Origin of the sequence: Rahnella sp. AA, from assembly GCF_002834385.1 — a bacterium.
GTDB lineage: Bacteria > Pseudomonadota > Gammaproteobacteria > Enterobacterales > Enterobacteriaceae > Rahnella.
This window is the reverse complement of record NZ_PITQ01000001.1, coordinates 475,071-493,930: the sequence shown is the minus strand read 5'-3', so window position 1 is coordinate 493,930 and position 18,860 is coordinate 475,071. Positions and strand designations below refer to the sequence as shown.

23 protein-coding genes are annotated in these 18,860 nt (G+C 53.1%); 7 read left to right on the top strand and 16 right to left on the bottom strand.

Translation table 11 applies throughout. The annotated features are described in order from the left end of the window. Positions 1–54: 54 nt before the first annotated feature. Complete coding sequence (gene pcnB, locus CWS43_RS02210) at positions 55–1,380, top strand: polynucleotide adenylyltransferase PcnB (protein ID WP_198555771.1); 1,326 nt, start codon at positions 55–57, stop codon at positions 1,378–1,380. Continuing rightward, positions 1,377–1,856 (top strand): 2-amino-4-hydroxy-6-hydroxymethyldihydropteridine diphosphokinase, encoded by a 480-nt coding sequence (gene folK / locus CWS43_RS02205; protein WP_101075225.1) that lies wholly within the window; start codon positions 1,377–1,379, stop codon positions 1,854–1,856. Before pcnB ends, folK begins: the two co-directional genes overlap by 4 nt. 5 nt (positions 1,857–1,861) lie before the next feature. Here folK and qseC read toward each other — a convergent pair whose 3' ends face one another. Both qseC and qseB read right to left on the bottom strand, forming a co-directional pair. After that, positions 1,862–3,247, bottom strand: coding sequence for a quorum sensing histidine kinase QseC (gene qseC, locus CWS43_RS02200; RefSeq protein WP_101075224.1), 1,386 nt, complete (start codon positions 3,245–3,247; stop codon positions 1,862–1,864). Then, positions 3,244–3,930, bottom strand: coding sequence for a quorum sensing response regulator transcription factor QseB (gene qseB / locus CWS43_RS02195; protein ID WP_101075774.1), 687 nt, complete (start codon positions 3,928–3,930; stop codon positions 3,244–3,246). Before qseB ends, qseC begins: the two co-directional genes overlap by 4 nt. Positions 3,931–4,088: 158 nt before the next feature. Between qseB and panB the strand changes: the two genes are divergently transcribed. From panB to panD, 3 genes are all read left to right on the top strand, one after another. Continuing rightward, positions 4,089–4,883 (top strand): 3-methyl-2-oxobutanoate hydroxymethyltransferase, encoded by a 795-nt coding sequence (panB, locus tag CWS43_RS02190; protein WP_101075223.1) that lies wholly within the window; start codon positions 4,089–4,091, stop codon positions 4,881–4,883. 14 nt (positions 4,884–4,897) lie between these two features. Further along, positions 4,898–5,752: a pantoate--beta-alanine ligase gene (panC, locus tag CWS43_RS02185; protein ID WP_101075222.1), complete on the top strand. Its 855-nt coding sequence runs from the start codon at positions 4,898–4,900 to the stop codon at positions 5,750–5,752. A gap of 106 nt (positions 5,753–5,858) precedes the next feature. Further along, positions 5,859–6,239: an aspartate 1-decarboxylase gene (panD, locus tag CWS43_RS02180; protein WP_101075221.1), complete on the top strand. Its 381-nt coding sequence runs from the start codon at positions 5,859–5,861 to the stop codon at positions 6,237–6,239. Positions 6,240–6,305: 66 nt separating this feature from the next. On the opposite strand, the gene CWS43_RS02175 is transcribed toward panD, so the two are convergent. After that, the gene (locus CWS43_RS02175) at positions 6,306–7,076 is read right to left on the bottom strand and encodes an ABC transporter permease (protein WP_101075220.1); all 771 of its coding nucleotides are present in this window, start codon (positions 7,074–7,076) and stop codon (positions 6,306–6,308) included. Then, a complete protein-coding gene (locus tag CWS43_RS02170) occupies positions 7,076–7,999 on the bottom strand; it encodes an ABC transporter ATP-binding protein (RefSeq protein ID WP_101075219.1) in 924 nt (307 codons plus the stop codon). Before CWS43_RS02170 ends, CWS43_RS02175 begins: the two co-directional genes overlap by 1 nt. A 128-nt stretch (positions 8,000–8,127) precedes the next feature. Between CWS43_RS02170 and can the strand changes: the two genes are divergently transcribed. Both can and CWS43_RS02160 read left to right on the top strand, forming a co-directional pair. Next, a complete protein-coding gene (gene can / locus CWS43_RS02165) occupies positions 8,128–8,784 on the top strand; it encodes a carbonate dehydratase (protein ID WP_101075218.1) in 657 nt (218 codons plus the stop codon). Positions 8,785–9,232: 448 nt separating this feature from the next. Beyond that, on the top strand, positions 9,233–9,727 hold the full coding sequence (locus tag CWS43_RS02160) for a hypothetical protein (protein WP_101075773.1): 495 nt from the start codon (positions 9,233–9,235) through the stop codon (positions 9,725–9,727). Between the two features lie 35 nt (positions 9,728–9,762). Here the strand turns inward: CWS43_RS02160 and CWS43_RS02155 are convergent, their stop codons facing one another. The 12 genes from CWS43_RS02155 to cueO all read right to left on the bottom strand — a co-directional run bounded on the left by CWS43_RS02155 (position 9,763) and on the right by cueO (position 18,769). Then, complete coding sequence (locus CWS43_RS02155; protein ID WP_101075217.1) at positions 9,763–9,978, bottom strand: diguanylate cyclase; 216 nt, start codon at positions 9,976–9,978, stop codon at positions 9,763–9,765. 152 nt (positions 9,979–10,130) lie between these two features. Then, on the bottom strand, positions 10,131–10,274 hold the full coding sequence (locus CWS43_RS27470; RefSeq protein WP_232776613.1) for a hypothetical protein: 144 nt from the start codon (positions 10,272–10,274) through the stop codon (positions 10,131–10,133). Between the two features lie 378 nt (positions 10,275–10,652). Then, a complete protein-coding gene (locus CWS43_RS02150) occupies positions 10,653–11,066 on the bottom strand; it encodes a GNAT family N-acetyltransferase (protein ID WP_101075216.1) in 414 nt (137 codons plus the stop codon). Positions 11,067–11,308: 242 nt separating this feature from the next. Then, the gene (gene hpt, locus CWS43_RS02140; RefSeq protein ID WP_101075215.1) at positions 11,309–11,845 is read right to left on the bottom strand and encodes a hypoxanthine phosphoribosyltransferase; all 537 of its coding nucleotides are present in this window, start codon (positions 11,843–11,845) and stop codon (positions 11,309–11,311) included. Positions 11,846–11,956: 111 nt separating this feature from the next. After that, positions 11,957–12,922, bottom strand: coding sequence for an arabinose-5-phosphate isomerase GutQ (gene gutQ / locus CWS43_RS02135; protein ID WP_101075214.1), 966 nt, complete (start codon positions 12,920–12,922; stop codon positions 11,957–11,959). Beyond that, positions 12,915–13,688: a DNA-binding transcriptional repressor gene (locus tag CWS43_RS02130; RefSeq protein ID WP_101075213.1), complete on the bottom strand. Its 774-nt coding sequence runs from the start codon at positions 13,686–13,688 to the stop codon at positions 12,915–12,917. The genes gutQ and CWS43_RS02130 overlap by 8 nt, the downstream gene beginning before the upstream one ends. An 80-nt stretch (positions 13,689–13,768) precedes the next feature. Next, on the bottom strand, positions 13,769–14,131 hold the full coding sequence (gene gutM / locus CWS43_RS02125; RefSeq protein ID WP_101075212.1) for a transcriptional regulator GutM: 363 nt from the start codon (positions 14,129–14,131) through the stop codon (positions 13,769–13,771). 50 nt (positions 14,132–14,181) lie between these two features. Then, the gene (srlD, locus tag CWS43_RS02120; protein ID WP_101075211.1) at positions 14,182–14,961 is read right to left on the bottom strand and encodes a sorbitol-6-phosphate dehydrogenase; all 780 of its coding nucleotides are present in this window, start codon (positions 14,959–14,961) and stop codon (positions 14,182–14,184) included. A gap of 21 nt (positions 14,962–14,982) precedes the next feature. Continuing rightward, the gene (gene srlB, locus CWS43_RS02115) at positions 14,983–15,345 is read right to left on the bottom strand and encodes a PTS glucitol/sorbitol transporter subunit IIA (protein WP_101075210.1); all 363 of its coding nucleotides are present in this window, start codon (positions 15,343–15,345) and stop codon (positions 14,983–14,985) included. A 9-nt stretch (positions 15,346–15,354) separates the two neighbouring features. Then, positions 15,355–16,335 carry a PTS glucitol/sorbitol transporter subunit IIB gene (locus tag CWS43_RS02110; RefSeq protein ID WP_101075209.1) on the bottom strand — a complete coding sequence of 327 codons (981 nt, stop codon included), beginning with the start codon at positions 16,333–16,335 and terminating at the stop codon, positions 15,355–15,357. A 14-nt stretch (positions 16,336–16,349) separates the two neighbouring features. Continuing rightward, positions 16,350–16,898 (bottom strand): PTS glucitol/sorbitol transporter subunit IIC, encoded by a 549-nt coding sequence (locus CWS43_RS02105; protein ID WP_101075208.1) that lies wholly within the window; start codon positions 16,896–16,898, stop codon positions 16,350–16,352. Between the two features lie 260 nt (positions 16,899–17,158). After that, on the bottom strand, positions 17,159–18,769 hold the full coding sequence (cueO, locus tag CWS43_RS02100) for a multicopper oxidase CueO (RefSeq protein WP_101075207.1): 1,611 nt from the start codon (positions 18,767–18,769) through the stop codon (positions 17,159–17,161). Between the last annotated feature and the right edge of the window lie 91 nt (positions 18,770–18,860).

Below are 18,860 nucleotides of genomic sequence, written 5' to 3'. Positions count from 1 at the left end.
GAACACGAACAGAAACCGCGTCCGTCCTTTGATTACGCGGGCGAAACCCGTGCGATGACCATTATTCCCCGCGATGAGCACAACATCTCTCGTCGTGATATCAGTGAAAACGCCCTGAAAGTCCTGTACCGCCTGAACAAGTCTGGCTTTGAAGCCTTCCTGGTCGGCGGCGGTGTGCGTGATTTGCTGCTGGATAAAAAACCGAAAGATTTCGATATCACTACCAATGCCACGCCGGATCAGGTGCGTAAACTGTTCCGTAACTGCCGTCTGGTTGGCCGTCGTTTCCGCCTGGCTCATGTCATGTTTGGACCGGAAATTATCGAAGTGGCCACATTCCGTGGGCATCATGAACAGCATGAAGAGACTGAAGACAAAAATGTCTCCCAACAGGCTCAGAACGGCATGCTGCTGCGGGATAACATCTTCGGCACGATTGAAGATGATGCCCAGCGTCGCGACTTCACCATCAACAGCCTGTATTACGGTGTTGCCGATTTTACGGTGCGTGATTACACCGGCGGTCTGCGTGATCTGGAAAACGGTATCATCCGTCTGATTGGTGATCCGGAAACCCGTTACCGCGAAGACCCGGTCCGTATGCTGCGTGCCGTGCGTTTCGCCGCCAAGCTGGATATGAAAATCAGCCCGGAAACGGCCGAACCTATCCCGCGTCTGGCGACCCTGTTACAGGAAATCCCGCCCGCGCGTCTGTTTGAAGAATCCCTGAAACTCTTGCAGGCCGGTTACGGTTACGAGACCTATAAAAAGCTTTGTGAATACCAGTTGTTCCAGCCGTTGTTCCCGCTAATCGCCCGCCAGTTTACTGAGCAGGGTGACAGCCCGATGGAACATATTCTGTTGCAGGTTCTGAAAAATACCGACCAGCGTTTGCAAAACGATCAGCGCGTCAATCCGGCGTTCCTGTTCGCGGCAATGTTATGGTATCCGGTGATTGAACATGCGCAGAAACTGGCACAAGAAGGCGGCCTGACGTATTACGACGCTTTCGCGCTGGCCATGAACGATGTGCTGGATGAACAGTGCCGTACGCTGGCAATTCCAAAACGAATTACCACGCTGGTGCGTGATATCTGGGCGCTGCAACTGCGCCTGTCACGTCGTCAGGGCAAACGGGCTCACAAGCTGATGGAACATCCGAAGTTCCGTGCAGCTTATGATTTACTGGTGCTGCGTGCTGAAGTGGAGCAACACCGTGAATTGCAGAGCCTGGCGCAATGGTGGGGCGAGTTCCAGGAAGCCACGCCGGCTTCACAGAAAAGCATGCTCGGTACGCTTGGCGATGATGCTGCGCCCGCCCGTCGTGCGCGACCACGTCGCCCGCGCAAACGGGTTCCGCGTAAGGATGGCGGTCAGTGATCCGCGTTTACCTGGCTCTGGGCAGTAATCTTGCCCGCCCTCTTGACCAGGTAAATTGTGCGCTGGAAGCGCTGGCACATTTGCCGCGCACCCGGTTTGTGGCCGCGTCGCCGTTTTACCGCAGTAAACCGCTGGGGCCACAAGATCAGCCAGACTATCTCAACGCCGTCGTGGCGCTTGATACCTTACTGCCACCGGAACAATTGCTCGATTGCACACAGGCAATTGAGCAAAATCAGGGACGTGTTCGCAAGGCTGAACGCTGGGGGCCGAGAACGTTAGATCTTGATATGCTGATTTATGGCGATCAGGAGATCAACACCGAACGCCTGACCGTGCCGCATTACGACATGAAGAATCGCGAGTTTATGTTGTACCCGCTGGCGGATCTGGCCCCCGAACTGGTCTTCCCGGATGGTGAAAAGCTGCAAAACCTGCTGTTGCGCGTTCCGCTTAATGGCCTGACGAAATGGTAAGTCGCTTAGCGACTTACCCGCACTTCTAAACCGCCTTTTGCCCTGTTGCGATAGACCACCCGCAAATGGTGTAACTGCGCGATCCGCTGCACAATCGAAATCCCCAGACCGCTGCCGGTTTGTTCCTGCCCGGGTGGCCGGTAAAAACGCTCCCCAAGCCGCGCCAGGTGCTCTTCGGTTATGCCAGGGCCCTGATCTTCCACCGTAATGCCCCACGTATCGAGCCGCACCGTGACACGGGTTCCTGCGGGTGAATAGCGAATCGCGTTGTCCAGCAAATTACGAACCATCAGAGAAAGGAGCAGCGACTGTCCGCGCATTTCAGGCGGTGTGCCCTGCTCTTCGAAACGCAGTTCAATACCCTTGCTGTGCGCACGATAATCCTGCTCAGCCAGACTTTGTGAGACCAGAGAAGGCCAGTCGATACGCTCAAGTTCTTCAGGCGTGGAAAAGCTTTCCAGCCGGGAAAGCGTCAGCAGCTGATCCACCAGCCGGGTCGCCCGGTCTATGCTGGTCGTCAGGTTTTCCAGCGCATGTTCGCGCATCTGAGTATCGTCACCGGAAAGCTGTACGACTTCGGTTTGAACGCGCAATGCCGCCAGCGGACTGCGTAATTCATGCGCCGCGTCGGAGGTAAACCGGCGTTCACGCACCAGCATTTCACTGGTGCGGCCAAACAGGGAGTTCAGCGCATTGGCCAGAGGAAGCACTTCGCCGGGCAACTGGTCGGTCACAATCGGCGTCGCATCTTCCGGTGAACGCTGGCGCAGCCCTTCTGCCACGCGGCGCAGTGGGCGAAGCTCCAGCGTCACCATGATAATCAATGCAAGCAGCAGTACCGGCAACGAAGATAACCACGGTGTCAGCTGGCCGCTGACCACACTCCATGCCATATCATTTCGGTAATCATATTCCTGCCCGACCGCCACGCGATATTGGCCATCAGGAGAGGTCAGCCAGACCATACGCCAGGCATCGCTGTTTCCCCGTAGCTCCACATCGTTAAACCCCTGCGTCTCACCGTCAAAACGGATACGTTTGCCGTTTTCACCGTCATTGAGCAGCATTTTGCCTTCAAGATTAAAGATGGCAAACGTCAGCGCGTCATCATCGGTATGCCCGCGTGAGCCTTTACGCACCAGCTTGCTGGTATCGGGTAATTCTGTATCTTTTTGCTGATTAAGGCGGTCGCCGAGCCCCGTGGCGGAAAGACGCTTGGCGAACAACATCTGCTGGGTGTCGAAAACTTCATTGATGTGTTTACGGGTCTGGTGCCATGCCACGCCGCTGGCAATCAGCCAGGTCAGTAACGCAAGCACAGAGAAAAGCAGGATCAGACGCAGGCGCAGGCTCAGATTTTTAAAACTGTTCAGTTTCTTCAGTTGCCTCACTCCACCGCCCCTTCATTCGGTTTGATTTCGTCACCCAACGTATATCCCACACCATGCACGGTACGGATGAAACCTTTGCCGAGTTTGCTGCGCAGGTGATGAATATGTACCTCTACCGCATTGCTACTGACATCGTCATCCCAGCTGTAGAGTTTTTCCTGAATCAGGGTGCGAGCCAGCACACGGCCTTTGTTATTGAGCAGCAATTCAAGCACGGCGACTTCCCGCGGGGTCAGCGTAACGGCCTCTGCGTTGAGCGTCACACTGCGCGCAGCGGGATCAAATTCCACAGCACCGTGTGTGACTTTCGGCGTCACCACACCGTGACGCCGCCGGATCAGTGCCTGTAAACGCGCCGCCACTTCGACCAGTGCAAAAGGCTTACACAGGTAATCATCGGCTCCCGCCTGGAGGCCGCCGACACGCTGCTCTAGCGCATCACGCGCGGTAAGGATCAACACCGGTGTGTCACGGCCGGCTTTCCGCCATTCGCGCAGCATCTGCATGCCGTCCATGCCTGGCAGGCTTAAATCGAGGATCACCGCATCGTACGGCGCGCTGTCGATAGCCGCTTTGCCTGTCAGCCCGTCGGTAAACCAGTCAAGCGTAAAACCCAGCTTTGTCAGCCCGGCTTTAATGCCGTCGCCAATCATTTTGTCGTCTTCGACTAATAAAATTCGCATGATGCCCTCCGTTTTTTCCATTATAGGCGAAGCTTCTTAATCACTTCTTAAGACCTTGATCAAGGAGTCCGTTGCGGATCTTGCTGTCTGCATTTCGGCTCATACAGTAGAATACCCGCATCATATTCATCCGATGAATTATTCAAAGGAAAGTGTTCATGAAACCAACAACGCTGAGCCAGCTTCGCCAATGGAAGCAGGAAAAACATAAATTTGCGACCATTACCGCGTATGACGCCAGCTTTGCGCAGCTGTTTGCTGAGCAGGGAATTACCGTCATGCTCATTGGTGACTCGCTGGGCATGGTCGTTCAGGGCCAGGATTCGACCCTGCCCGTCACGGTCGAAGAAATTGCTTACCATACACGCTGTGTGCGCCGCGGCGCGCCTCATGCGCTGTTGCTGGCTGACCTGCCATTCATGAGTTACGCCACGCCTGCACAGGCGTTTGACAGCGCTGCGGTACTGATGCGCGCAGGCGGAAATATGGTCAAACTCGAAGGCGGCAGTTGGTTATGTGATACGGTTAAAATGCTGACTGAGCGCGCCGTGCCGGTGTGCGGCCATCTGGGGCTGACGCCACAGTCAGTGAACATTTTTGGCGGTTATAAAGTTCAGGGACGCGATGAAGTGGCGGCCAATCAGCTCATCAAAGATGCGATGATGCTCGAAGAAGCCGGTGCGCAACTGATGGTGCTGGAATGTGTCCCGGTCGATCTGGCACGCCGCGTGACGGAAGAACTGAGCATTCCGGTCATCGGCATCGGTGCCGGTAACGTGACCGACGGACAAATTCTGGTGATGCATGACGCGTTCGGCATTACCGGCGGTCATACGCCAAAATTCGCCAAAGATTTCCTAGCCGAAGCGGGCGATATCCGCAGTGCCGTACGCCTTTATGTCGATCAGGTCGCGCAGGGTGTGTATCCGGGCGAAGAGCATTCCTTTAAATAATCGGGAGAAAGCTGGTGTTAATAATTGACAGCGTGGCGCTGCTGCGTCGCGAAATCCGTGATTTTCGCAAAAACAATAAGCGTATCGCGCTGGTGCCGACGATGGGCAATCTGCACGAAGGCCACATGACATTGGTGGAAGAAGCGAAAGCGCGCGGCGACGTAGTGGTAGTGACGATTTTCGTCAATCCGATGCAGTTCGAACGCCCGGATGACCTCGAGCGTTATCCGCGCACCTTGCAGGAAGACTGCGAAAAACTGAACAAACGCGGCGTGGATCTGGTGTTTGCACCGTCTCCGGCAGAGGTTTACCCGAAAGGCCTGGCAACGCAAACCCAGGTCGATGTGCCGGTGATTTCCACCATTCTGGAAGGCGCGAGCCGTCCGGGACATTTCCGTGGCGTATCGACGATTGTCAGCAAGTTGTTCAATCTGGTGCAACCGCAGGTGGCCTGCTTTGGTCAGAAAGACTTCCAGCAACTGGCGCTGCTGCGCACCATGGTGGAAGACATGGGCTACGACATTGAAATCGTTGGCGTACCGATTGTGCGCGCCAAAGATGGCCTGGCGCTGAGTTCACGCAACGGCTATCTGACGGCTGAAGAACGTAAAATCGCGCCACAGCTGAACAAAATCATGAACGCGCTGGCGGAACGTCTGAGCCAGGGCGAGCGTCACATCGAAGAGATGCTGCAGGAAACCGCACAGCAGCTTCGCGAAGCAGGTTTTACACCGGATGAACTGTTTATCCGTGATGCGAAAACCTTGCAGGATTTATCCGTCGACAGCACGTCTGCGGTGATCCTGATGGCGGCATGGTTAGGGAAAGCCCGTCTGATTGATAACCAGGAGGTTGATCTGACGCAGTAGACAGCGCTGCTCAAATCGGCAACTATGTTGGCCGCCGGAAATCTCGGAATTTTATTATCTCCGCCCGGCGGGCACCCTGATTTTTTACGCAAGTAAGGTATATGTGATGATCCGCACTATGCTGCAAGGCAAACTGCACCGGGTTCACGTGACTCAGGCAGATTTGCACTACGAAGGTTCCTGCGCCATCGACCAGGACTTTCTCGATGCTTCAGGCATTTTAGAGTACGAAGCGATTGATATTTATAACGTTGATAACGGTCAGCGTTTCTCAACTTACGCCATCGCGGCAGAACGCGGTTCGCGTATTATTTCGGTCAACGGCGCTGCTGCGCGCTGCGCCTGTGTCGGCGATCTGCTGATCATCTGCTCATACGTGCAGATGTCTGACGCTGATGCCCGCCAGCACAAACCGAAAGTGGCTTATTTTGAAGGTGAAAACCAGCTGAAACGCACCGCGAAAGCCGTGCCGGTTCAGGTGGCTTGAGCCCGAATCAGGCCAAAAAAACGGGGCATGGATTGCCCCGTTTCTCATTTTATAATCCTAACGGCATTAACTACGTAAACCACGCCCGCGCTCAATCAGATACCACGCCAGCAAGTAAAACACCGCGATAAACGCCACCAGCACGCTCATCGTGAAGATCAGCGGAACATCACTGATCCCCAGGAATCCGTAGCGGAAGCCGCTGATCATGTAGACGATCGGGTTCAGCTTCGAAATCGCCTGCCAGATGGGCGGCAACAGCGACAGCGAGTAAAACACGCCGCCCAGGTACGTCAGCGGCGTCAGCACAAACGTCGGGATCAGGCTGATATCATCAAACGTGGTGGCAAACACCGCATTCAGCAGGCCGCCCAGCGAGAACAGGATCGCAGTCAGCAGCAGCGTCAGCGCAATCACCCACCAGGAATGGATCACCAGCGGCACGAAGAACAGTGAAATCGCCGTGACCAGGATCCCCACGCAGATCCCACGCGCCACGCCGCCGCCGACATAGCCGGCGATCACCACATGCGTGGGTACAGGAGCAACCAGCAGCTCTTCAATATTACGCTGGAATTTTGCGCTAAAGAAAGACGACGCTACGTTGGCGTAAGAGTTAGTGATTACCGCCATCATGATCAGGCCCGGCACGATGAACTGCATGTAGGTGAAACCATGCATGCTGCCGATTTGTGAACCAATCAGATTACCGAAGATGATGAAATAAAGCGTCATGGTGATCACCGGCGGAACCAGCGTTTGGATCCAAATCCGGCCAAACCGGTTGATCTCTTTCATCCAGATGCTTTTGAGTGCTATCCAATACAGTTGCGACATTATTTCTTTTCCCCGCTGCCGTTCACCAGCGTGACAAACAGCTCTTCCAGACGGTTGGCTTTGTTACGCATACTCAATACCTGCACGCCCTGCTTGCTCAGCTGGCTGAACAGGGAATTCAGGCCCTGTTCGCGCATGACTTCTACTTCCAGCGTCGACGTATCTGTCAGCTGGCTGCGGTATCCTTCCAGCACCGGCAGCGGGCTTTTCGCCCCTAAATCCAGAATAAAGGTTTCGGATTTCAGCTTAGACAGCAGTTCCTTCATGCTGGTATTTTCCACCAGTTCACCGCCCTGAATAATGCCGATATTGCGGCACAGCATTTCGGCTTCTTCCAGATAGTGCGTGGTCAGAATAATGGTCGTGCCCTGCGCGTTGAGCTCTTTCAGGAAGCCCCACATGGAACGACGCAGTTCGATATCTACACCGGCCGTCGGCTCATCGAGGATCAGCAGTTTCGGTTCGTGCATCAGTGCGCGGGCGATCATCAGACGGCGCTTCATACCGCCGGACAACATGCGAGAACGCTCGTTGCGTTTACCCCACAGATCCAGCTGGGTCAGATATTTTTCGGCACGCTGAAGCGCCAGCGGGCGCGGCACGCCGTAATAACCCGCCTGATTGACGACAACCTGCATCACCGTTTCAAACGGGTTGAAGTTAAATTCCTGTGGCACCAGCCCAAGCTGACGCTTTGCGTTGACGATATCTTTATCAATGTCATAGCCAAAAACCTGCACCTTACCGGCGGTTTTATTGACCAGAGAACTGATGATGCCAATCGTCGTCGATTTACCCGCACCGTTCGGCCCCAGCAGGGCATAGAAATCGCCGGCTTCTACGCGCAGATCGATACCACGCAAAGCCTGTACACCACCGGCGTAAGTTTTGGTTAACTTTTCCAGTTCCAATGCATAGTTCATAAAGGAAGCGTACCTTGTAGTGAAAACCCTGTTGTAAGAATGAATGAGAGTGCTGAATCGGTTTGAAAATACGGGGTATTACCCTATATTACCCCATCGCAGTTTGCCCGTTACAGGTTATTAGCTCCATGAAAGACATTGACGCACTCATCAGTAACAACGCCTTGTGGTCTAAAACCATGATCGAAGAAGATCCTGGTTTCTTTGAGCGTCTTTCCGAATCCCAAAAACCCCGCTTTCTCTGGATTGGCTGTTCCGACAGTCGCGTTCCCGCTGAGCAACTGACCGGGCTTGAGCCGGGCGAACTGTTTGTTCACCGTAACGTCGCCAATCTGGTTATCCATACTGACCTCAATTGCCTGTCCGTTGTGCAATATGCAATCGACGTGCTGGAAGTGGAACATGTCATCATTTGCGGTCACTATGGTTGCGGTGGTGTACAGGCGGCGGTTGAAAACCCTGAACTGGGTTTGATTAATAACTGGTTATTGCATATCCGGGACATCTGGTACAAACACAGCTCCCTGCTGGGCGAACTGTCCCCCGATCAGCGTCTCGATAAATTGTGCGAACTGAACGTGGTGGAACAAGTCTATAACCTGGGCCACTCCACCGTGATGCAATCGGCCTGGAAACGCGGCCAGAAAGTCACCCTGCACGGCTGGGTCTACGGCATTCAGGACGGACGGCTGCGCAACCTTGAAGTCGATGCGACCAGCCGCGAAACGCTGGAACAACGTTACCGTCAGGGTGTTTCTGCCCTGCTGAACGGCCATCCGCTATAACAAGCCGCCCCACTCTACAGAAATTCAAAAAACAAAAGGCACAAAAATGTGCCTTTTTACCCATTTATTTTTCCTGTACTTACAACGCGATCACTATAAATCAATGAGTTATATTCGGTGTAAGCCGCTACAAACCCTATAAAGATACTCAGGTGTGGACACTATGTGATCCACAACATTTGAACAGTGGCGGTACGACTGGCTCCCGAAGCCACTCGCACAAAAATCACGGCGGTGGTGCACTGAATAAAACGGGCTATAATTTCATTTATAACGGCATAGATAAAAGTCACTCATGGATTAAATGCTTGTGCAATTAGGATAATTTTACTGGGTTTATCGCCGGAAGTTATTCCCTATATAGAAGTTCATTGCTGGCAGAATTTCTATGTAAGCATATTAATTAAATACAGAGATTATATAAGTGCTAAAACATTCAAGCCGGGTTCTGTGTTTCTTTTTACTTCTTATTTCTGTTTGCCTCCACGCAGATGAAATCAATTTATACTCCTTCAACACAGGTTCGTTTGTTTATCATCTGACTGGCAACTACGGGCAATATAACGAGTTTTTCGATAATAAGTTTATGTCGGTAGAGCGTAAATTCTCCGAAGACTCCAAATACAGCGCACTGATCGGTACCATGAACAACAGCTTCGGTGACCGCTGTATTGCACTCGGGCTGCGGAGGGACTGGATCCAATGGGATTCCAACTGGGTATTTAAAGGCGTCTACGGATATACTGGCGAGTTCTTTTTTGATGCCTTCAAGCACTGCGGTGATGAAGGTTCCTATAACGATTTCAAGAAAGTCACCGGCGTCGGATTCTCCCCGTATATCTACCATGCCTTCCAGTACAATTTCACCAGCTACTTCGGCGTAGAAACCGGGATCATTATCCCGTCAGTGTTCGTCGTCAGCGTGCAATGGAGTTTCAGGTAGGAAACGTCAGCGAAACCCATAAAGAATTCAGTAATTCAAGTGTGGTGCCCGACCGGAATAACGGCATTAAAATTAGCCAAAGCACCTTCTTCAACTGACCACAGGGGAGCAGCCATTGCGTAGCGGTTCTTGCCACTGCTTTTCGCATCGTACAGGGCCCTGTCGGCCCGGCGCATCAGGCTGAAAACAGACTCATCAACTTCACGCTCTACCAACCCGATGCTGACCGACACTGGCAGGCTAATGACCATACCTATCGGTAAAAACCAGAAAACCGGGCTGCCAATAACGTTTGCATACGAACCCAGGCACGCGGCTCAGGAGCAAACCAGCAGAAAACCGGTTAGCCAGAACTGTTGGGTATTCGTGGACTTGTAGGTAAGATAAGTCGCGGTGGCTTCTATCAGGCAGAAAATGTAGAGCTATAACGGGATGCCGTGGATACATCCGTGAGCACCAGTACGGCAAAGCAAATTACTGTTGCGAAGACTTCGCTGCCAACGGCTAATGGACGCAATTGCTCAAAACTATCTTCAATATCCTGCATCTTCATCATCTGGCTGGTGTCAGATACGAATAGTGCGGTTCAGATTAAACAGATATTTAAAGGGTCTGAACTAGCCACTTCCGGGGAATATCCTTCGATGATCTTCTATGCCACTTCATTCATTAGATTTCTAATAACTTGTCCGGGATTATTAGTTCATCACGCTGACGGTAATGATTAGGCATCGGCGTAATTTACAACGACCAGGATTTATCTTATAGAGCAATTTACATACAATCTACATGTAAGCGTGGAGGTGTTGCTGCCAGATGTGGGCCATAATGCGGCATTCCCTAAACAACAACGCAGCACATGAAATCAGGCATGTTCGCTTCCATTGTGGCAGTACGGAATGAACATGTCAGCGAACAGGTAAAATTAGAGGATTTTTTTCATAGAAGGAGAAGGGTGAAAAATGAAATCATTTCTTTCATAGAATGGAATGGCTTCCTTCCTTGCGTCAAGGAAGACAAAATTCATTTGCCTGCTTTTAGCTTCACTGACAGCAAAATCGAGAAGTAATCTGCCTGTTCCTGAATGACGCTGATTCTCATCAACGACAAGATCATCAATATGTAAATGAGAACCTCGTGCAAGCGTGTGTACAGGCCTTATCCCCATCACACCGATAATTCTCTCTTCAAGTACCGCAGCAATAAGTTCATACCCATTCAGAGTTTGAATTCTAACGCTTTTTAAAAACTCGTCTTTAGTAATGTTTCTTAGTTGAGAAACAACCGGGAATGCGCGTTCCCATTCTGAAGGAAGCAACTTTTTAATCAAAACCGTCATAAAACATCCCATTCAATAAGCAGAGTTATTCTTTATAGGGTTGTTACTATTATGTTGCAATGAAAAAACTGTAATTCCAGCTGTATTAATTTGCGGAGAAGGTCGCCTTGCAGGTGTATGTTCAAAACCCGTGGGCACATTGCTGGCATCATTGTTGAACCAGGAACGCTTCATGCTGCGCTGCTGCACCTGGACAAACATCAACAACAATCTCTCCAGGTGCCGGTCAGCTTTCCGCTGAATTACTCGTCCAGCATGACCACTTTGCCGACGTACGGCAGGTGGCGATAGCGCTGGGCATAGTCGATGCCGTAGCCCACGACGAATTCATCAGGAATAGGGAAACCGACATATTCCACTTTCACGTCAACTTCACGGCGCTCTGGTTTATCAAGCAGGGTACAAATCGCCAGTGATTTCGGGCCGCGCAGTTGCAGGATTTCACGGACTTTACTCAGCGTGTTGCCGGAATCGATAATGTCTTCGACGATCAGGACGTCTTTACCGCGAATGTCTTCATCTAAATCTTTCAAAATTTTGACGTCGCGGGTAGTGGACATGCCGTTGCCGTAGCTGGATGCCGTCATGAAGTCCACCTCGTGCGGGACATCAACGGCGCGACACAGATCAGCCATAAACATGAAGGAACCGCGCAGCAGCCCAACCAGCACCATCTCACTGCCGCTGTCGCGATAATGTTCGGTGATTTCACGGCCTAATTCGGCAATTCGGGTTTTGACTTCCTGCTCGGAAATCATGACGTCAACACGATGTTTCATATAAAGACTAACCACCTGATTTAAGAATATTTATCGCCGTTTTTGGAAAGAACGGCGACCATATAGTGGTAAGGATTATATCAAAGAACCCGGCGATGGGTAACGCCGGTGTCAGCCAATACCCGCCTGGTGCAGGTCATGCAGGTTGATGGCGCCCACCAAAATGCCCTCGCTGTCGACAACCGGTGCGGCACTGATGTGCTGTTCGTGCAAGGCTTCCAACGCTTCACCCGCCCGCCATTGGGCAGGAAGCTGATATCCCGGACGGCTCATCGCGCTCACCAGCGGATCATTCAGGCTATTTCCTTTCACCAGCCAGCGGCGCAAATCACCGTCGGTGAAAACGCCCACGACATGCAGACTGGCATCGCACACTGCAATCAGCCCCAGACCGGTGCGGCTCAGTTCCAGCATGGCATCCATGACGTTTTTCTGGCTGTCGACAACCGGCAATCGGTCGCCGGTGCGCATCAGATGATGGACGCGGTTGAGCAATCTAGCGCCCAGACTCCCACCCGGATGTGACCGCGCGAAATCTTCAGCGCCAAAACCACGGTGGCGCATGAGAGCCATCGCCAGTGCATCACCCATCATCAGCGTATTCACCGCGCTGGACGTCGGTGCGAGCCCCATCGGACAGGCCTCGCGTTCAACGCTGATGTCGAGTACACAATCTGCCGCCAGCGCCAGCGGGGAATCTTTCCCGCCAGTGATGGCAATCAGGCGTATTTGATTTTCTTTCAGCAGTGGCAAAATCGTATCCAGCTCTTTTGCACGACCGGAATAAGAGATGAAAATCAGCACATCATTGCTGCCAATCATCCCCAGATCGCCGTGCAAGGCTTCAGCGGGATGGACAAAGAACGCAGGCGTCCCGGTGCTGGCCAGCGATGCCGCGATTTTCTTACCGATATGGCCGGATTTCCCCATGCCAGAAACCACCGCTTTGCCGGTACAGTTCAGCAATAAGCGGCACGCGCAAAGGAAATTATCATCAAGCCGCGTCAGTAAACGTTTCGCTTCTTCAATCTCAATTTCCAATGTTTCGCGTGCGTAGTTCAGTAATGAATCATTCATCGTCTTCCCCGACTAAAATAATGCGGATCCCCAGTTTTTCGATGGCCTCACGATAAGGAGTCGTTAATCCGCTGTCCGTGATCAACGTATCGACCTTACCCAAATTGCAGACCACATTCGGGCTTTTACGGCCGAATTTTGAGGAATCCACCAGCAGGAAAATACGTTCGGCGGCGTTGCACATCGCCTGGCTGACGCCGTGAACTTCGTTGAACGTCGTGACACCTCCGTTCAGATCAACACCATCGGCGCCGATAAACAGTTTGTCGAAGTTGAATTGATCAAAAGCGCTTTCCGCCAGGCTGCCATGGAAAGAAGAGGATTTTTTACGGTAGGTGCCGCCCGGCATCAGAATGGTTTGATCGTTATCCAGCTCGACCAGTGCATTGACGATATGCAGGCTGTTGGTCATAACCGTGATGTTATTGAACTGACTGAGGAAAGGCACCATCTGCATGACCGTACTGCCTGCGTCGAAAATCAGTGAATCGCCGTCCTGAATTTCGCTAATCGCGGCGCGGGCAATGCGCAGCTTTTTACCGGTATTAATGTGTGTTTTACGGTCGATAGGCTGGTCGCCTTCTTCGCGGCTCAGAACCACGCCGCCGTAGGTGCGGATCACGGCACCTTCCTCTTCCAGCAGCGTGAGATCTTTGCGGATGGTGGTGCCGGTCGTGGCAAAATGCGCTGCCAGATCTTCCACCGCCGTCTTACCAAATTGCTGCAAATGCTCCAGTATCGCCGCCTGCCGTTGCTTAGGTTTCATCACGATTTCCGCTCAAATTTTCAGATAAATTCACTCGCCATCATTCTTTTTGAAAGATAATAGCTTTTAAAGTGAAAATATCATGATTTCGGTTCAATCGCTAATGATAGTGCAGTTTGAATATTCGGATCTTTCGGGAAGATCACACCTGTCATCAATTGTTCCCGTTTCATTCCGTTGAGGCTTGTAAAAGACTGAGGACGGGCAAAAATGGTCAGCCCGCGCAGAATAAAACCGGCACAGACTTTTTCTTCTTTGTCGAAAGCCAGCGCCAGCACCACGCGTGGTTTGAAGCGGCCCCCCGAACGCCCGACACCCACCGAACCGCGTAAACACAACTCATCAAACGCGCGGTTGAAACGTTGTAACTGCCACCAGCCCAAAACAATCTGAGCCGCCCAGGCCAGAATGGCGCAAACAATCAGTGCTGAAGTCGGGGTCATCGTTTTCTCCTTAAAAAATCCGCCCCGGTCTCAGACAAGGGCGGATGGCATCAGAACATGACCTGCCCGCCGGTAATATTGATTGACTGGCCGGTACAGTAGGACGCTTTATCACTGGCGTAAAACAACAGCATATCCAGCACATCCTGATAGTCACAACCGCGTTTGAGCGGCACTTTATCAATGTAATACTGTTCTACTTCGTCGGCCTGAATACCGAGTTTCTTTGCGTATTGCGGCAATAATGACTGGAACATCGGCGATTTCAGCAGGTTCCCTAACATCAGCGAATGGACGGTAATACCGTATTCCGCCAGATCCAGCGCCAGAGATTGCGTCAGCCCCACGCCGCCGAATTTCGCCGCGCTGTAACCGGCGTTGTGTTTGCTGCCCACTTTGCCCGATTTGGAGTTGATCTGGATGATGCGCCCCGGAATGCGGTCGCGGATCATCAGACGTGAAAACTCGCGGGCACAAAGGAAATACCCGACCAGGTTCACCTGAAGTGAGAGATCAAAATCATTGAGGGCAAAGTCGGTAATTGGCGAGGCCTTCGCCATTCCCGCGCTATAGACCAGCAAACTGACGCCGCCAAACATCTGATCCACCGCCTTCGCCAGCTCTTCAACACTGCTTTCATTCGTGGCATCGACCACAAATCCAAATGCCCTTTTGTCTCCAAACTGCTGATTAATCTGCGCCGCAACTTCTGCGGCATTCTTTTCATTCAGATCTGCCACCGCAACCCGATATCCGGATTCAGCCAACCCCTGACAGAGAAATGCGCCCAGCGTCTGACCACCGCCGATCACGACTGCAACCTGTTCCATAACTGACTCCTGACTTTAGTGTTAATCGATAAATTTCAATATGCTGCCCAGCGGAATGTCTTCAGGCGTCACGCCTTTTACATGAACGCAGCCGGGATATTCCGCTTCCGCACTGCCGTCAAAACGCAGCGTGATATGCCCGAGTTCGCGCAGGTTTTGCATCGCCACCTCGCCCACGGCGGTCACCGGATAACGCACATCCGCCAGTTCCATGCAGGCTCCGCGATGCAGTTCGCCTTCGGTCTGGCCGTGCTGATGAATAAAGCAATAATCCTGAATATCGGCCGGTGCGCCTTCGCGGAAGGTAATCAGCATCTGCTCGGATAACGCCTCGCGGGCAAAGTCACCGATATGTGTAATCGTGGTTTGATAGATAGTTTGCATGGTGGCTCCTTACTGATAGATGAAAGCGGACGCGGCCCAGGCGATAAGCACCGTCGGGGCACCGGTGAGGAAACGGCTGACCAGCACGGACGGCACACCGACGCGAACGGTGTCCTGCTTGGCTTCTGCCAGTGAAAGCCCGACCGGAATGAAGTCGCAAGCCGCCTGCGCGTTAATCGCAAAGAGCGCCGGTAAAGCCAGATGCGGAGGAATGTTACCCAACCCGATCTGAACACCCACCAGCACGCCGATCACCTGCGCGATCACCGCGCCGGGGCCGAGGAAAGGAGACAACAGCGGGAAGGAACAAATCAGCGCCAGCATCACCAGCCCGACCGGGCTTTTCGCCAGCGGCGTCAGACCATGGGCCACCAAATCGCCAAGACCGGACGCCATAATGATGCCGATCAGCGCCGCCACGAAGGCCATAAACGGCAGGATAGTTTTGAGCACGGTATCAATGGTATCGCGCCCCGCCTGGAACAGCACCGCGACGCCCGACCCCATGCCCATCCCGACTTTTGCCAGCAGTCCGTCGCTTTGCTCGGTGATTTTTTTGGTGGTGTCATAGTCGCGTCCCGCCGCTACTGGCGCGGGTTTCGCATCCGCTGGAGCGCGTTCAGCGGTGTCGAAAACAATGTCGTGCTCCCGCACACCGGAGACATAAATGTCTTCCGTAATAAACTGCGCCAGCGGGCCGGATTTGCCGGTCGAATGGATGTTCACGGTCGGGATCCGACGTTTTGGATAAATACCGCAGCGCAGCGTTCCGCCGCAGTCGATCACCGCCACGCCGATTTCTTCCGCCGGTGGCTCACCTTCTTTAAAACCATCAACGGTTTCCCAGCCCGTCAGCTCCGCCAGTTTGTCGACGATCGCCGGGCGCGTGCCCGCCGTGATATACACAATTTTTTTGCCTGGTACGGCCTCAATCAGTAACGGACCGCCCCAGCCACCTTCACCCCGGTTAATTCGAATGGTAACGCTCATTTTCTGCTCCGCGTTTAAAGTTGAACCTGACGATCAAGCTGAATACCCATCTTCTTTTCGAAGATGCGCGTGGTGAGATCGGTCACCCAGCCCCGGAAGAAGTTGGTCACCATGCCGACCAGGAAATAGCTGACCGCCAGTGGCCCGAGCGGTAATCCCAGGGTGGTCAGCCCGCTGGCCACGCCGAGATAAACGAACAGTTCGCCCGGGTTAATGTGTGGGAATAATCCGTTCATGGAATGGCAGCTGTATGAACCCGCCGCGTAGTAACTCGGCTTGTAGATTTCAGGCATGAAGCGCCCGAGGCTCAGCGTCATCGGGTTGCAAAAAACAAATGTACCGATGACCGGCAACAACAGATAACGTGAAACCGGGTTTCCGGCACAGCGCTGCGCCAGACGTTCGATCCTGCGCTGACCCACAAAAACGATCAGCGCATTCATGACCACCAGTAAACTGATTAAGAGCGGTAAAATGCCGGTGACCATCCCGACAAAAACCTCTCCCCCTTTTTGAAACAGGCCGATAAACCACTCGGCACCGTGTGTAATCACTTCAATCATTTTGTTCTCCTGTAGGGATACGTGGGATTTAAGCTTTCATGTTTTGTCACTCCACGCTGAAAACATAATCATTATGAATTTATAATAATTCCATATTGATCACACTTTGAAAGATTTATCTTTCAAAGTGAAATATTGATAAGCAAGTGTTAGCAGAAGAGTGAAAAGCGCGGGAATGGCAGGAGAAAAAAATGGCCCGGAGCAGACTCTCCGGGCCACTGATTTTTAAGAAATTACAGAAAGAAAATCAGGGACGCCGCTTACGCCGACACCGTAAACCCGAGCATCATGCCGGTATCTTCGTGTTCGAGCAGGTGGCAGTGCGCCATATACGCGTGTTGTTTGTCAGCCAGATGATTGAAGCGGACCAGCAATTCACTGCGGGCACCTTCGACGCGGACGATATCTTTCCAGCCCTGACGGTGCGGCGCGACCGGCTGGCCGTTTTCAGAAAGAATACGGAACTGCGTGCCGTGGATATGGAACGGATGCAGCATCATGTCGCCTTCGCCTGAGATCGTCCATTTCTCGTATTGCCCCTGTTTCACATCGAACGCCGGAACGTTCATGTCGTAGGCTTTACCGTTGATTTTATTGCCCTGCATGAAATCGTAACTTCCGGCGGCTTTGCCCATATCCATTCCGGCCATACCGCCGTGGCCGTCATGGCCTGAACCGGACATCCCCGGCATCGCCGACATATCCATATCACCGCCGCCGTGATCCATGCTCATTCCGGCCATCGCGTTGTGCCCGTAGCGTTTCATCAGCGCGGCCATGCCCTGCTGATCCAGCTGCGGATCCATCATCAGTTGCAACCAGCGCGCAGGCAGATTATCGACAGACACCAGCGCCGGCAGTTTGATCAGGGAATCGGGCAGCGCACCGCCGCTTTGCGTCAGCGTCGGCTGGATACGCAACACCGGCAACGGTTTGTCGAACGGTGCCAGCGTCATGCCCATTTGTTTCACCGGCAATGTGACCAGATCAAACGCTTTACCGTCGCTGCAATCAATCAGCACTTCAAATCGTTCGCCCATCAGCAACGGCAAATCGCTGACTTTCACCGGCTCAGGGAGAAAACCGCCGTCGCTCGCAATCACGTACATTGGCCGCTGATCGCTGGTGGCGATGTGCAGCGAGCGCGCATTGCAGCCGTTGAGCAGACGAAAACGCACCCAGCCGCGCGAAATACCGTGCTGCGGATACACTGCGCCGTTAGTCAGCATATGCTGGCCGAACCAGCCGACGGCGGCGGTCATCACATCCATCTGGTAATCAATCTGCCCGGCATCGTTCAGACGTTTATCCTGCAAAATCACCGGAATATCATCCACGCCCCAGCGTTTGGGGATCTGTAATGCGTCGCTGTCTTCGTCTTCAATGAGGACTAATCCGGCCAGCCCCATCGCCACCTGATAGCCGCTGGTCTGATGGGGATGCGGGTGAAACCAGCAGGTTGATGCGGGCTGATCGAGCTGAAAACTGACCTTACGATCCTGACCCGGCTCAATCACGCCCTGCGGGCCGCCATCGACATCACCCGGAATTTCCAAACCATGCCAGTGAACCGTACTGGCCACGCTCAGTCGGTTATTGATGGTGACATTCACCGGTTTGCCGCGACGGATGCGCAGCGCGGGGCCGAGCAGATTACCGTTCACACCCCAGGTTTCGGTATTCACGCCGGGCAGAAGCTGGCTCTGCCCGCGCTGCAGCGTCAGAGAAATGGCGTTACGCGCATCCGGTTCCAGCAGAGCAGGAATAGGCAATGCAGGACGTTCGGCGGCGAGGACAAAACAGCTCCAGCCAGGGAGCGTGGTGGCCGCGCCCATCAGGGTCGTCCACTTCACGAAATCGCGACGGTTCATTCTCAGTCCTTATGGTGGGTAATAATCAGACAAATGGCGCGGGTATGCCATAATAGCAGGACAGCCTAAACCCTCTCCTTAGGGGAAGGTC

Coding starts and splice junctions, on each gene's coding strand:
- pcnB (WP_198555771.1), top strand. CDS start 55: ATGACCATTATTCCCCGCGATGAGCACAACATCTCTCGTCGTGATATC.
- qseB (WP_101075774.1), bottom strand. CDS start 3,930: ATGCGAATTTTATTAGTCGAAGACGACAAAATGATTGGCGACGGCATT.
- panB (WP_101075223.1), top strand. CDS start 4,089: ATGAAACCAACAACGCTGAGCCAGCTTCGCCAATGGAAGCAGGAAAAA.
- panD (WP_101075221.1), top strand. CDS start 5,859: ATGATCCGCACTATGCTGCAAGGCAAACTGCACCGGGTTCACGTGACT.
- CWS43_RS02175 (WP_101075220.1), bottom strand. CDS start 7,076: ATGTCGCAACTGTATTGGATAGCACTCAAAAGCATCTGGATGAAAGAG.
- CWS43_RS02170 (WP_101075219.1), bottom strand. CDS start 7,999: ATGAACTATGCATTGGAACTGGAAAAGTTAACCAAAACTTACGCCGGT.
- can (WP_101075218.1), top strand. CDS start 8,128: ATGAAAGACATTGACGCACTCATCAGTAACAACGCCTTGTGGTCTAAA.
- CWS43_RS02155 (WP_101075217.1), bottom strand. CDS start 9,978: ATGGTCATTAGCCTGCCAGTGTCGGTCAGCATCGGGTTGGTAGAGCGT.
- CWS43_RS27470 (WP_232776613.1), bottom strand. CDS start 10,274: ATGCAGGATATTGAAGATAGTTTTGAGCAATTGCGTCCATTAGCCGTT.
- CWS43_RS02150 (WP_101075216.1), bottom strand. CDS start 11,066: ATGACGGTTTTGATTAAAAAGTTGCTTCCTTCAGAATGGGAACGCGCA.
- hpt (WP_101075215.1), bottom strand. CDS start 11,845: ATGAAACATCGTGTTGACGTCATGATTTCCGAGCAGGAAGTCAAAACC.
- gutQ (WP_101075214.1), bottom strand. CDS start 12,922: ATGAATGATTCATTACTGAACTACGCACGCGAAACATTGGAAATTGAG.
- CWS43_RS02130 (WP_101075213.1), bottom strand. CDS start 13,688: ATGAAACCTAAGCAACGGCAGGCGGCGATACTGGAGCATTTGCAGCAA.
- gutM (WP_101075212.1), bottom strand. CDS start 14,131: ATGACCCCGACTTCAGCACTGATTGTTTGCGCCATTCTGGCCTGGGCG.
- srlD (WP_101075211.1), bottom strand. CDS start 14,961: ATGGAACAGGTTGCAGTCGTGATCGGCGGTGGTCAGACGCTGGGCGCA.
- srlB (WP_101075210.1), bottom strand. CDS start 15,345: ATGCAAACTATCTATCAAACCACGATTACACATATCGGTGACTTTGCC.
- CWS43_RS02110 (WP_101075209.1), bottom strand. CDS start 16,335: ATGAGCGTTACCATTCGAATTAACCGGGGTGAAGGTGGCTGGGGCGGT.
- CWS43_RS02105 (WP_101075208.1), bottom strand. CDS start 16,898: ATGATTGAAGTGATTACACACGGTGCCGAGTGGTTTATCGGCCTGTTT.
- cueO (WP_101075207.1), bottom strand. CDS start 18,769: ATGAACCGTCGCGATTTCGTGAAGTGGACGACCCTGATGGGCGCGGCC.